The organism is Pseudoalteromonas sp. LC2018020214, assembly GCF_016598755.1.
Lineage (GTDB): Bacteria > Pseudomonadota > Gammaproteobacteria > Enterobacterales > Alteromonadaceae > Pseudoalteromonas > Pseudoalteromonas distincta.
Genome location: NZ_CP066805.1, coordinates 542,273 through 555,423 on the forward strand (window position 1 = coordinate 542,273; position 13,151 = coordinate 555,423).

General features: G+C 39.5%; 10 protein-coding genes. 7 read left to right on the forward strand and 3 right to left on the reverse strand.

Annotated features, from left to right (window positions below; all coding sequences use genetic code 11):
- Nucleotides 1–29 precede the first annotated feature (29 nt).
- Nucleotides 30–3,185 (reverse strand): M1 family aminopeptidase, encoded by a 3,156-nt coding sequence (locus JG479_RS18805; RefSeq protein ID WP_234047905.1) that lies wholly within the window; start codon nt 3,183–3,185, stop codon nt 30–32.
- Complete coding sequence (locus JG479_RS18810) at nt 3,179–4,042, reverse strand: ABC transporter ATP-binding protein (protein WP_200220407.1); 864 nt, start codon at nt 4,040–4,042, stop codon at nt 3,179–3,181. Before JG479_RS18810 ends, JG479_RS18805 begins: the two co-directional genes overlap by 7 nt.
- Nucleotides 4,043–4,384: 342 nt before the next feature.
- On the opposite strand from JG479_RS18810, the gene JG479_RS18815 reads away from it, so the two are divergent.
- Together JG479_RS18815 and JG479_RS18820 are read left to right on the forward strand one after the other, a co-directional pair.
- The gene (locus JG479_RS18815) at nt 4,385–5,893 is read left to right on the forward strand and encodes a sensor histidine kinase (protein WP_200220408.1); all 1,509 of its coding nucleotides are present in this window, start codon (nt 4,385–4,387) and stop codon (nt 5,891–5,893) included.
- Nucleotides 5,887–6,567, forward strand: coding sequence for a LytR/AlgR family response regulator transcription factor (locus JG479_RS18820; RefSeq protein ID WP_200220409.1), 681 nt, complete (start codon nt 5,887–5,889; stop codon nt 6,565–6,567). The genes JG479_RS18815 and JG479_RS18820 overlap by 7 nt, the downstream gene beginning before the upstream one ends.
- Before the next feature lie 60 nt (nt 6,568–6,627).
- On the opposite strand, the gene yddG is transcribed toward JG479_RS18820, so the two are convergent.
- Nucleotides 6,628–7,542 (reverse strand): aromatic amino acid DMT transporter YddG, encoded by a 915-nt coding sequence (gene yddG, locus JG479_RS18825; protein ID WP_200220410.1) that lies wholly within the window; start codon nt 7,540–7,542, stop codon nt 6,628–6,630.
- Nucleotides 7,543–7,987: 445 nt separating this feature from the next.
- Between yddG and JG479_RS18830 the strand changes: the two genes are divergently transcribed.
- From JG479_RS18830 to JG479_RS18850, 5 genes are all read left to right on the forward strand, one after another.
- Nucleotides 7,988–8,641 (forward strand): TetR/AcrR family transcriptional regulator, encoded by a 654-nt coding sequence (locus JG479_RS18830; RefSeq protein WP_004334664.1) that lies wholly within the window; start codon nt 7,988–7,990, stop codon nt 8,639–8,641.
- Nucleotides 8,642–8,644: 3 nt separating this feature from the next.
- Entirely contained in the window at nt 8,645–9,127 is a 483-nt protein-coding gene (locus tag JG479_RS18835) for a putative 4-hydroxy-4-methyl-2-oxoglutarate aldolase (RefSeq protein ID WP_165740670.1), read from the forward strand.
- 409 nt (nt 9,128–9,536) lie between these two features.
- The gene (locus tag JG479_RS18840; protein WP_200220411.1) at nt 9,537–10,739 is read left to right on the forward strand and encodes an amidase family protein; all 1,203 of its coding nucleotides are present in this window, start codon (nt 9,537–9,539) and stop codon (nt 10,737–10,739) included.
- Nucleotides 10,736–12,337 (forward strand): gamma-glutamyltransferase family protein, encoded by a 1,602-nt coding sequence (locus JG479_RS18845; RefSeq protein ID WP_200220412.1) that lies wholly within the window; start codon nt 10,736–10,738, stop codon nt 12,335–12,337. The genes JG479_RS18840 and JG479_RS18845 overlap by 4 nt, the downstream gene beginning before the upstream one ends.
- A complete protein-coding gene (locus JG479_RS18850; protein WP_007378545.1) occupies nt 12,325–13,149 on the forward strand; it encodes a sulfite exporter TauE/SafE family protein in 825 nt (274 codons plus the stop codon). The genes JG479_RS18845 and JG479_RS18850 overlap by 13 nt, the downstream gene beginning before the upstream one ends.
- The last annotated feature ends 2 nt before the right edge of the window (nt 13,150–13,151 follow it).

Here is a 13,151-nt window from a genome sequence, read left to right on the forward strand (position 1 = left end):
TACTAAATATATGTTCAAATTAAACGTACTTACTCTAAAAACAGTGTGTTGATTAAGCTTTCTTGTTCTTTTCCAGCTTCATGTTTTAATGCTCGTATAAAATCCATAGAATTGGCGGGACTGTTTGGATAACCATGATTTTTCCAAACCAACTTGAGCGCATTAACAATGGGTTCATCCCCAATATCAGCGCGTAGCTTAGCAAAGACAATCGTTGCTCGCGAATATTGGTCAAAGCTTTGTGTAGCATCAACTAAGGCTGATCGCTCCTTTATGTTCATCAGCATACTTTGCTCATAGCGTGTTGTTTCATACTCAACCAGCTCTTGCATTGTCGCTTTCCCATAACGCTGCTCTATAACAACAAGCTCAATATACTTGGCCATAGACTCCACTAAAAAAGCGCTATCTGAAAATACCCCATTACCAATATCATGGCCAAACCATTGATGCGCGGTTTCGTGAACTGCACGGCGATAGCGTTGATCAAAGCCTGCATTAGCGCTTGGCTTTGATCTAAAACCAACACTGTCTTCAATAAGTATAAGTTGCGGCAATGCATAACCTGTAGCACCAACACTAGGCGAGCCTATTAAACTCAATTGTTTTGCTCTGTAAGGGCTTATATTATTAAGCCATTTTATTGTATCGCCCATTGCGCTAAGGTTTACAGCTATAGACTCCGCTCGTGCTGGCTCGTTTTTATCTTTAGCAAACACGCTTAATATCACGCCATTTTGCTGCTTGGTAACAGGGGAATAAGGCACCGCCACCCAAGCTGGGATTGCATTTATGGGTGTACGAGTCTCAAAATGAAATATTTCGCGGTCACCTTTGCTGGTACGTGATATTTCCTCTCCTTGGGTTATAACCTGATAACCCCTTGTTGTACTCACTTTACTCGACATAGTAAGCCACTGGTAATGAGTACTTGCTTTCGCCGTTTTAGCAAATAGCTTCGTGGGTCTAATCACCGACTTCACTTTAAGTGCGTGTTGCTGACGAAGTATAGGATCGGTTAATTCATAATTATCTTGATAGCCAACAGTCGGCAATAAAGGCACTGATCGTATATAGCTAAATTCTGGGGTTATTATCTGATGGCCTCTTACTGGCCAAAGCTTAGCTTGATGAACATCAAACCGCGTAACTAGTTTACGAATTTCCCCTGGCTGCATTTCATTCTCAAACTTAAACACAGCTTGATTAAGCAAGGGAAAGCTTTTAGCCCTTTGCGCGCCATCGATTTCAATATCGGCCCATTTATAAAAACCAGAGCGCCCAACCAATATCTCTTTAATAGGGGCTTGATGGGTGTTTTTTAAGGTATATATTAAGGAAAAATGAGCTTGCTGCTGATGCGGATAAAAGTCTACATTAGCATCAATGTGCACAATGTTTGGCTGTGCTACATTGCGCCATTGTGAGAATGCTTTTTCGTATTGTGCTTTAAATGCCTCGCGTTTATGCGAGTTGGTTAAAGGCTTCTCCTCAACCAGTCTTAAATGTAATTGAGTAAATAGTGCCACAGCAATAAGTAAAGGTATAAGTAACCAAAAATGTTTAACCCCCATTACTCTTTGGCTCAACCCGGCACCTCGGTGATTAAAAATCACCGTAATTATAACTAAACTTATACACGCCACTAACCAAACTGATATATAAGGCCAATAACTACTGATACTTGCACGATAACCCCAAAAGTTATCAGGTGCCTGCAAAGGCGTCCAACCAACACTCCACAATGTATGCGTGAGGCCAAGATAAGTCATTATCGGTGTAAATTTGATCAGTAAAATAACAGCAATTAGCAAACCCGCAATAAGCTGCGAACGACACAAATTAAATACACACAAAAATACACACGCAATAATGGCAAGCACAATTGCCATCAAAAATAAAATGGTTAAATGTACTTCAAATTGATATGCACTGTGTAAAAACCATTGAGCTGCACTTGCCCCTAATAAGCTCATTGTTAAAAAAAACAATATCATAGTACCTAGGGCCAATAACTGACTGTTTAAAAAGTAATATGTTTTGAGCGGTGTGGCAGCGATCAGCTCAGCTATATTATAGTATTTAGCGAAGCAGCTTACTTGCCAGCTCCACAAAGCCATTAATAAAGTGCCAAACAACAATTGCATATCAAATGCATAATAACTGATCGCATCAAGGCTTGTGGTGCTCATAACACTCATTGGTTCAACATAACCAGACGACGAGGCAACACTATTAAAAACTATCACCGGCCAAACAAAAATAATCAGTAAAGTAACAGGGTGTGAAACCAAATTAACCAGCGTAATTTTGTATAAACTGGCCATCATCAAAAATGGTTTTTTTGTGACTTTCGCTGTTTTATATTCAGCGGGTTCTAACGTGTTGTAACGAATGTATTCGTTAGTATTTTTACCATTTTCACTCTTTAATAATGTGTGTTTTTTATTTTTACTAAAAGTAATATAAAAAATACCAACAGCAAGCATACTCACAACAACGCGATTAATAGCAAATGAAGCTCCTAATGAATTGGTTAAACTGTTTATTACGGCTGTGTATGCAAAAGGGTCAAGCCAAACAAATAATGTATAAAAGCGATGGCTTATAATACTACTTCCAGCAAGTAATGGATTTCCGGTAATACTTGCAAGCATTATGTAGCCTATCCACAACACCGCAAAAACAACATAATTGGGTAATGAAGTAGTTGATTTATGGCAAACAAAAAAGGCAACAACAACTAAAAAGCAGCTATTTGGTAACAACACTAAAAAGCTATTAAATACAGTAAAAGAAACCATATTTGGTATATAGCCAAATTGCCTTACATGCATGTATATCATTACTAAAACACTGATTAAGCTAATAATAAAAACCAAGCAAATCAGTAAACATACTCTTGCTAAACTGCGCTTAAATAGGCTAGTTTGCGTAGCATAAATAAGCTCCTGCATAGACGCGTGCTGATCTCGTAAAAATATAACGGGCGCCAATACTCCTACAAGCACAGGTAACTGCATCATTTGTAGCATTATAATATTTAACTTAAATTGTTTTAACGAATCAACTTCAACTGCTGCAAGCCCAGAGGACAACATAACCGAAAATATTAAAGGAATAATAATGCACAGCCAAACAAGTGGTTGGCGCACTGCATATCGCCACTCATTAAAAATTAACATGTGTGACTTCCTTCATTGAGTGCAAAAAAGTACTTGTCTTGAAGCGTAGCGGGCGAGTTTATTGCATTTTGTGCAGGTGCTGTGTCTGTATAGACACGAAATGACGCTCTACCATAGCGATGGCTCTTACTTAATACATGCTGATTTGGTATGCCCGTAGGTAAACTTTCGAGCTGCCAAATCTTACCTTCTAAAGGAACTAGTAACTCTTTTACGTCACCACTTTGTATGAGTACTCCTTGATCTATAATGGCCACGTAGTGACATAAATTTTCTACATCTTCAACAATATGGGTCGATAACAATACCAACCTATTTTGACTAATACTAACGAGTAAATTATTTAAACTTTCTCGTTCCACAGGATCAAGCCCAGCAGTGGGTTCATCCATAATAATTAGTTTTGGGTTACCTAACAAAGCTTGAGCCACGCCAAAACGCTGCTTCATTCCTCCCGAAAAATTAACGACCTTTTTATTAGCAAACTGAGTCAAATTGGTTAGCTCAAGTAAACTATTAATTTGGTTTTTGCGTGCATTACCATCTATGCCTTTTAATACGGCAATATGCTCAAGTAACGCCCGACAACTCATATTGGGATACACGCCAAAATATTGTGGTAAATAACCTAGCTGCGATCTAAGCGCATCTGGTTGGCTAATCACATCAAGGCCATTAAAATTAATATGCCCGGAGTCGGCATTTTGTAAACACGCGAGTGTGCGCATAAGTGTTGATTTACCCGCCCCATTTGGGCCAAGTAGACCGACCATACCGGCGGGTAGAGTGATCGTCACATCATTCAAAGCCTGCGTACCATCTGCGTATTTTTTGTTGATATTTTTCAGTGTAAGCATTAGTTTCATCCTTAATTGGTATAGCACCAGCTTAAGAAAGCAAGTCAATACAAGCGAGAAAACAATGGTTAACGTATTGAAATAAATGATGAACATAAAAAAGTAACGTTGGTCATTTAAATATGACCTTTCATCATTTAAATAAACTGCCTAGTATGCTTAAAATGGTTGCTAACCATATGAAATAAAATAATTATTTTAAAAATAAATTATGATTGAAACAATTTTTGGATAAACTAGCGCGCTCAGCGTAGTGAATTGTGCAAGGGTAATGTTTAAAATAAAAAGACAATTTTATCTAAGCGTATCTGCTCAGAAACTATAATAAAAACGGAGTCACATATGCAGCAAGCCAATACACCAATATGGCAACGCTTTAGCATTACCCAGCTAATAATTTTTTTACCGCTAATAGCTGCTATTATGCTCGACTCTCATATACGCTTTTTGTCATCACATATGGATTCAACTAGCCAATATCTGGCTATTAATATTCAACTTTTTTTACAGTGTATTCCATTTTTTATTGCCCATGCGTTTGCATATCGTTTATTACTTACACCCGCAATCATAGTTTGGCTGTTAGGCTTTTTAGCCTATCCATCTCTCTTGCTAGTATTTAATAACCAGCTTCTTAACTTTTCGCAATGGCAATACCTTGATGCACAATGTTGGACACTGTGCGCATCTGCAAGTGGTATATGGCTTATTACTAAACGCACTAATAAAAATAACAATGTGTTGAGTAATAAATGGCTTAAATCCTTTTTTTCACTTGATACAGTCGTGTTTATAGTACTTTTAGGTTGGGCAATAGTTACATCAAGCATACTCAATACGCACACTGATCCTATGTTAAACCAGCCTATTGAGCCTGTTATTGACGTTTATAAAGTATTCACACAGTTTGATACTTTTTTGGGTTACCTTTGGCAAATTACTGTTTGTGCCGGATTAGTATATGGTGTGTATTTATTAAATAGATATTTATTAATACGCTATGTATTAACCTATCATGGTGTACTGATGTTTTTGTTTGCAAGTTTAATAAGCCTCGTTGCACTTACACCTGTATTAACATCGTGCTTGCTACTGTTACCTATTAACGATTTACCCTCAGGCATAGCTAACTTAACACCTGGCGGTAATAATAATATTTTTAGCCCTGAAAATTATCAGTTCGTATTTTTGTTTTTGGCTATAAGCACACCGATTATTTTAGCGTTTGAACGACAGCAACAACACGTTCAAATTAGCAACATTGCCCAACAACAAACAAAAACAGAGCTAAAGCTACTTCAGCAGCAAATTAACCCTCATTTTTTATTTAATACATTAAACAACCTTTACGCGCTGACATTAAAAAAAGCAGATAATGCACCGGATCTTGTTATGCAATTAGCTAATTTACTGCGTTACAGTGTTTACGAAGGTCAAAAAGCACAGGTGAGTTTAGAAAAAGAAATCAATTACTTAAAAGGTTTTATTGCATTACAGCGTTTGCGAAGCGCTGAGCGCTACAACTTTGATGTGCAATGGCCTGAATATCAACAACACTATTTAATTTCGCCGCTACTGTTAATAATGATTTTAGAAAACGCGATAAAGCATGGTGTAGAGCCCACGTCACAAAAAGTAACGGTTGTGTTTAAAATCACCATGGCCGATAACATACTAACGCTATTTTCCTCTAACCCAATTCTTCCTAATAACAATTTAGAGCATGGGGTGGGACTTAACAATTTACGCCGTAGGCTAACTCTTTTATATCCAAATAAGCACACATTAATTATTAATGAAAATAAAAACCTTTGGCAAACCACACTTAAATTGGAGCTGGCTGCATGCTAAACACAATAATTGTTGATGACGAGCCGCTCGCGCATGACGTTATACTGCATCATTTAAGTGCCCATAAAGATATTAATATAAGCGGACAATACCTTAACGCTAAAGACGCATTATGTGCTTTAGCCACATCATCTATTGATTTGTTATTTTTAGACATAAACATGCCCGAACTATCAGGCATTGCATTACTAAAAGTGCTCGCGAATCGACCACAAGTGATTATTATTAGTGCTTATCAAGAATATGCTTTAGCCGGTTTTGAACTTGACGTAACTGACTACCTACTAAAACCAGTCTCTGCGCAGCGCCTTGAACAAGCACTCAATAAAGTACGGAAAAAAAGAAAACACATAACGCTAAATCTCAAGGCACCTCTGACTATTACGCTTAAAATCGATCGTGAAAAACATAAAATTCAATTAAGCGATATAGACATGTTTGAAGCGTATGGAAATTATATAAAAGTATGGCAAGGTGAAAAAGCATTACTTGCAAGCTGTACTCTCAAATACATATTGCAGGAACTTGATACTTCATTTATTCAAGTCCACAAATCTTACGTTATTAACAAAAATAAAGTTGTTGCGTTAAGTAATGAAAACGTTCAACTAGCATCAGGCGTGTCAGTTAAAATTGGCAAGTCATTTAAACAACAAGTGCGCGACATTATTTAATCTGAGATCTTATTTTATGTTAATCTAAAACATAACTTAAGCTTATCCCTAACAACGACTCTAGACTTTAACACTTAACCTTTGTGGCTTTTCTCGCGTTACAAAGTAGCAAATTAGCGAGCCCACTGTTACCAGTACAACCCCTTGCCAAAACGAAGCGCTCAGCGTAATAGATAAATACAACGCCGAAATAATAGTAGAAAACACCGGTGTAAAGTACGAAAGCGTTCCCAAAAGCATTAAGTTACCGCCAATAATAGCTTGATTCCAAAGTGCATAACCGCTCCCCACGACTACACCAGCTAATAGCAACGTTATGCTTGAGCTGAGTGAAAACGTTAATGGCGCTTCATTACTAAAACCATATTGCGCCCACAAACTCATTGCCGTAACAGCAAAAAATAACGTAATGGCATTTTTACCATTACTCAGCTTTTGCGTTACTACGCAATAAATAGCCCATATAAACGCTGCAGCTAATGCCATTAAGTAAGTAGCAGGATTATCAGCAAAGTTAGTAACAAGCGTATCGAGTGACATTTTTTGATCGCCCGTAATACACCAAGCAACGCCTAAAAAAGCAATGATCATGCTTGGGTAAACCCAGAAATTTACTTTTTTACGGCCAATAATAATAGAGAGCAGTATAGTCAGCGTGGGCCATAAATAATTAATAACCGCCATTTCCATTGCCTGATGACGGCTATTTGCCATACCAATAGAAAACGCCAAACAAATTTCGTACGATACAAATAATAAAGTACCTATTACCAAGTAACGTTTTGAAAACCCACTAAACTTGGGCACTCCCATAACCAAAATTAAAAATATCGCACTGGCAGAATACATAGCCGCCGCACCACCAATGGGGCTAAACAACTCAGAAATATCTCGTAGTAATGCAACTAAGCAACTCCACAGTAATATGGCCGCGACTCCATAAAGCGTGTATTTATTTTTGCTTAAAAACTCCATATTAAACCTAAAGTACTACTCGTAAATTTGAAACTAAACTAACAGTAATTATTTAATTAAACAATAAGGGTCTGTTGATCTTTCAAGGTTAAATTTGCAGCAGTCTGTTTGGTATTTAGGCAAGGCAGAGCCTATATAGTGTGGTTATTCCCCATTAATTGGCGATAACGTAGCATTAATGCCAAACAGGCGCTGCCCAAAGGGTTCTTCCTAGGGGCTACTTACTCTTTGTTGCTCGGTTTTTACTTAGCCCACTAGGTTACAAATCTCGCGCCGCGATTAAATAGCCCCTAGTTTGAACAAATTTTAATCCGCAAAGTTCAACAGACCCTAAAGTTAATAGCTTAAACCTCTCGTTTGTTTTTAGCATTCACCCTTTTTAGTAATTGACCTTTTGGTCAGTAAAGCTACAATCAATCAATACGTTAAACACGCAAACTCAATAATGACCACACAAATAAAACCAAATAAAAAAGAAGTGACACGCGAGAAAAACCAAAAACTAATTTTAGATGCCGCCGAGCAATTGTTTTCGCAATTAGGTTACGACGGAGCAAGTATGAGCATGGTTGCTAAAGAAGCGCAGGTGCCAAAAGCTAATATTTTGTATTACTTTAAAAGTAAAGATGGTCTGTACGAGTCTGTGATTGACCGCATAATAGCTAATTGGAACTTAGGGCTCGATAACGTCACAATTAACGACGATCCAGCTACCGTGCTTTATAACTATATTAAAAGCAAAGTAATACTGGCCGTAAATCAGCCAATGCAATCTCGCTTATTTGCCAGTGAAATACTGCGCGGTGCACCCTATTTACAAAACTACTTTAGAACCAATACCCGCCCTTGGGTTAAACAAAAGGTTGATGTACTTCAAGCATGGATGGACGCAGATAAAATGGATAAGGTTGACCCCTACCATTTGCTCTTTACTATTTGGTCTACCACACAATATTACGCCGACTTTCAGGCTGAGGTTTTACTCGTAATGAACAAATTAGAGTACGACGAAACCGATGTGGCACAAATTACGCAATCAATTGCCCACATAATTTTAAAAGGTATTGGTCTTAAAATACCTGAGCAAAGTGAGACTTAACCCATGACATCCTTTACTACACCCGATTTATTTGACGATCATCGCGATAACGTACAAGTAGCAGACAGCGGCCTTTATCACTTTGGTAAAAAAACCACGTTTTATGGCAAAGTAGTTACCGTTACCTGCCCAGAAGACAACTCTTTTGCCGCCGATATATTGCATGAAAATGGTGAAGGTAAAGTATTGGTTATAAACGGGTTTGCGAGCAAACGCTTTGCGTTTATAGGCGATATTATGGCCGAGCGTGCCTTAAGTAATGGCTGGGAAGGCGTAATAATAAATGGTTGTTGCCGAGATATAGAAATACTCGCCACGATGAACTTACCTGTAATGGCGCTAGGCTCTACACCGCGTAGTACCTTAAAGCGCGGCTTTGGTGATAAAAACCAAGCTGTTACCATGCTTAGCACCACTATTGAACCTAACGATTGGGTTTACGCCGATATTAACGGTTTAATCATCAGTAAAACGCCCCTTATTTAGCACTCAAAACCATATAAATAAAGACCAACTTGGTGCATCTGCGCACCAAATTGGTTTGTTTTAGCTCATTTTAATCTCACTATTTCTACAGCCCACATTTACAAATCTCATACAACCCACCAAATCCTGACCAGTTGGACAGGATTTTAATTTATGGCATTCCTCTTGCTTAGTCTAAGCACTATAAAATCAAAACTACCGATTAAAAAGCGGAGTTATACCAATTACATTAAATTAGTGATCTATTATAACGCGAAGAAAATGACGCAGTGAGTGCGCTATTTAATCCGATAGAATGATCATGTTTTTAATAAAATTGGTATTCATAATAATAATAACCAGCCCGCTTTTTAATCACTCTTAACTTAATAAGTAAGTACTTGGTCAGTTTTATAATAATGAGCTGCAAATGAGTGATAAAAAAAACAACAAAGGTATATTTTGCAATCACGGTCCTACCCTGCGGCAAACAAGCCAGTCTGGAGTGCTTGCAAACAATCGCTTAGCTGTAAAAGATGTATTTGCAGTAAAGGGCGAGCGTAACAGCGCAGGCAACCCACACTGGTTTAAAACAGCTAAACCGGCTCAAAATACGGCAAGCTCGGTTAATAAGCTCATGACCGCTGGTTGTAACTTTATAGGCTTTACCCATACTGACGAACTGGCTTATAGCTTAGAGGGTAATAATATACATTATGGCGCTGCGCAAAATCCTAAATTAAAAGGGCATGCTTGCGGTGGTTCGAGTATGGGGTCTGCTGCTGCAGTTGCTGCTAACTTAGCTGATATTGGCTTAGGCACCGACACCGGCGGCTCAATTAGAATACCCGCCAGCTATTGTGGTTTATATGGCATAAGGCCAAGCCATAACGTGATTGAAAAAGACGGCCTAATACCGTTGGCTCCCCCTTTTGATACCATAGGTTGGCTTACCCAAAGCGCCGAGCTATTAAGCGATGTAGGTAATGTACTGCTACCAAATCAAGCTATTAATAACGTTGATACCTTAGTTATTTGTGAGCCGTTATTTGAACTCGTTGACTCTGCTTTACAAGCCCCACTTAAACAATTGCTTGAAAAAACCAAGCCTAATTTTAAGCACCATAAAGAATTTGAACTACCTAACAGCAGCTTATTAAATGAACTTGCTGATAGTTTTAGAGTACTGCAAGGGCGAGCAATCGCAAAAACGCATAAAGATTGGCTTCAATTGCAGGGGCAACTTCCCCAGTTTGCTCCAGCAATTGCGGCACGTTTTAATATGGCGCTTGCCCTAACTGATCAAGAAGAACAAGAAGCACTAAAAGTACAAACCCAATGGCAAACACTAATAGCTAAAAACCTAAATACAAACAGCTGTTTATTTTTGCCAACCACACCTACAACCGCACCTAAATTAGGCGCCGACACAAGCGCCTTACGCATGCAAATTATTACGCTTTCGGCAATTGCAGGGCTTAGTGGCTCAGCGCAAGTGCATTTACCGCTGGCTGATTTAGCAAATGATCATCCGTATGGTTTTTCATTAATGATGAGCCACGGTAACGATAAAAGCCTACTTGCTTGCGTTAAGCACCTAGCTGCACACTTTAAACAGGACACACCGGCATGACCACACACAACATTGCATTTACCGCGTCTCATTTTTCGGCCACTGAGGCGGGTATAAATATACTAAAACAAGGCGGTACAGCTACCGAGGCTATGGTAGCGGCTGCCGCTGCTATTAGCGTTGTATACCCACATATGAACTCAATTGGTGGCGACAGCTTTTGGCTTATCGATAACCCAAATCAAAAAACGCCCACTGCTATTGACGCCTGCGGCCGCGCAGCAACTAATACAACGCCCTATAACACGCTCACGCAAATACCAGAGCGCGGCGGATTAAGCGCACTTACTCAAGCGGGCACAATACGCGGCTGGCAAAAAGCGCTTGAACTAGATGAGCATGCGGCACTACCACTGTCACAAATTTTAGCACCCGCTATTGAACTTGCGCGCGAGGGCTTTACCGTTACAAAAAGCCTGCAAGCAGGCTGCGAAAAGCTAGCCGCTGCTAACAATACCAATGACGCGTTTAAAAACCTCTACATACCCAATGGCAAGCCCTTACAAGCAGGCCAGCATTTTAAAAATCCTAAACTTGCAGCAACGTTTGAATACCTAGCAAAGCATGGTTTAAACGCATTTTATGAAGGCGCACTTGCCAACTCATTTGCCGCCGACTTAGCAAAAGCAGGCAGCTCAATCACCGCAGGTGACATTGCAAATACTAAAGCCGAGGTAGTTACTGCGCTAAATGCAAACCTCAGTGGTATTGATTGCTACAACTTACCCGCGCCAACACAGGGCGTGCATTCACTACAAATAATTGGTGCCGTAAATAAGTTAAAGCATTTAGCTAAAACCGATGCCGACTGGACACATTTAATTGTTGAGGCAACTAAACAAAGCTTTACCCATCGCCCTACCCTTTGGGCTGACCCTGAAGCATTAGGAGACGATTATAAAAACGCACTAACCGATAATCGCTTAGGCGAACTTGCTAACAATATTGATATGAGTAAAGCCAAAAAATGGCCATTTAACGCAGAGCCTGGCGATACTGTGTGGATGGCAGCCAGAGATAAAAACGGGCAATTAGTCAGCTTTATTCAAAGTATTTACTGGGAATTTGGCAGCGGAATATTAATGAGTGAAGGCGGCTTTGTGTGGAATAACCGTGGTTTAAGCTTTAGTTTAAACAATCAAGATATTGTTGCGAGTAACAATAATAATGCCCTTGCGCCAAATAAAAAGCCCGCTCATACACTTAACCCAGCACTGGCAAAGTTTAGCGATGGTCGTCGACTTGCTTACGGAACAATGGGCGGTGAAGGGCAGCCACAAACTCAAGCCGCTGTTTTTGCAGGCTACGCATGGCGAAATAAATCAATAAAACAAGCGATTAGCGACCCTCGTTGGTTACTTGGACGTACATGGGGCGATACAAGTACAAATTTAAAAATTGAAAAAGAGTTAGTTTTTCATATAGAACATGAATTAAATCAACGTGACCACGATTGGGTAAGCGTTGATAATAATAACGAAATGATGGGGCACGCTGGGGCTATTTTAGATACACCTACAAGCCTTGAAGCTGCAACAGATCCTCGTTCAGATGGACGTGCAACAGTAACTACAGCAGGAACACAATGTCAGAAATAATAAATCAATGGCCAATTATAGTAGCCTTAATAGCAACCGGTATTTTTGCCGGTATTTTAGCAGGACTTTTTGGTGTAGGCGGCGGTATTGTTATCGTCCCTGTGCTGTATTTTTTACTGCAAGGTTTTGGCGTAAGCCCAGAGTCGGCAATGATGATAGCCACCGCTACATCACTTGCAACCATAGTACCTACTTCGCTTTCATCTATTCGCTCGCATCATAGCAAAGGGAATATTGACCTTGCGCTAATAAAATACTGGGCACCATTTATTTTAGTTATGGCCGTTGTAGGCAGCTACTTAGCGCACTCAATACGCGGTAATGCACTGGTACTTATGTTTGCCTGTATTGCTATTTTAGTCAGTTTAAACATGCTATTTAGAGCCGGCGCACCCGCGCTTGTAAAACAACTGCCAGGAAAATTTGGTCAAGGCGTTATGGCAAGTATTGTAGGTGGTTTGTCGGTAATGATTGGCATAGGTGGCGGTACTATTGGCGTACCGATGCTAAACGCATTTAATGTACGCGCCCATGTTGCTGTAGGTACTGCGGCCGTTTTTGGTTTATTGATTGCACTACCTGGCGTTATTACCTTATTAAGTATTGGCACAACGCCAACCGATGCTCCCCTAGGTACGTGGGGGTTGGTTAACCTCCCTGCCTTTTTTCTTATTATTCCGCTGACTATTTTATTTGCGCCTATTGGCGTAAAAATTGGTAGCAAGCTGGATCAAAAACAACTAAAACGCGCCTTTGCCGTTGTATTAATGATAACCGGCATACGCATGCTTATTCAGACTCTGGGAGCCTAAAA

Coding starts and splice junctions, on each gene's coding strand:
- JG479_RS18805 (WP_234047905.1), bottom strand. CDS start 3,185: ATGTTAATTTTTAATGAGTGGCGATATGCAGTGCGCCAACCACTTGTT.
- JG479_RS18810 (WP_200220407.1), bottom strand. CDS start 4,042: ATGCTTACACTGAAAAATATCAACAAAAAATACGCAGATGGTACGCAG.
- JG479_RS18815 (WP_200220408.1), top strand. CDS start 4,385: ATGCAGCAAGCCAATACACCAATATGGCAACGCTTTAGCATTACCCAG.
- JG479_RS18820 (WP_200220409.1), top strand. CDS start 5,887: ATGCTAAACACAATAATTGTTGATGACGAGCCGCTCGCGCATGACGTT.
- yddG (WP_200220410.1), bottom strand. CDS start 7,542: ATGGAGTTTTTAAGCAAAAATAAATACACGCTTTATGGAGTCGCGGCC.
- JG479_RS18830 (WP_004334664.1), top strand. CDS start 7,988: ATGACCACACAAATAAAACCAAATAAAAAAGAAGTGACACGCGAGAAA.
- JG479_RS18835 (WP_165740670.1), top strand. CDS start 8,645: ATGACATCCTTTACTACACCCGATTTATTTGACGATCATCGCGATAAC.
- JG479_RS18840 (WP_200220411.1), top strand. CDS start 9,537: ATGAGTGATAAAAAAAACAACAAAGGTATATTTTGCAATCACGGTCCT.
- JG479_RS18845 (WP_200220412.1), top strand. CDS start 10,736: ATGACCACACACAACATTGCATTTACCGCGTCTCATTTTTCGGCCACT.
- JG479_RS18850 (WP_007378545.1), top strand. CDS start 12,325: ATGTCAGAAATAATAAATCAATGGCCAATTATAGTAGCCTTAATAGCA.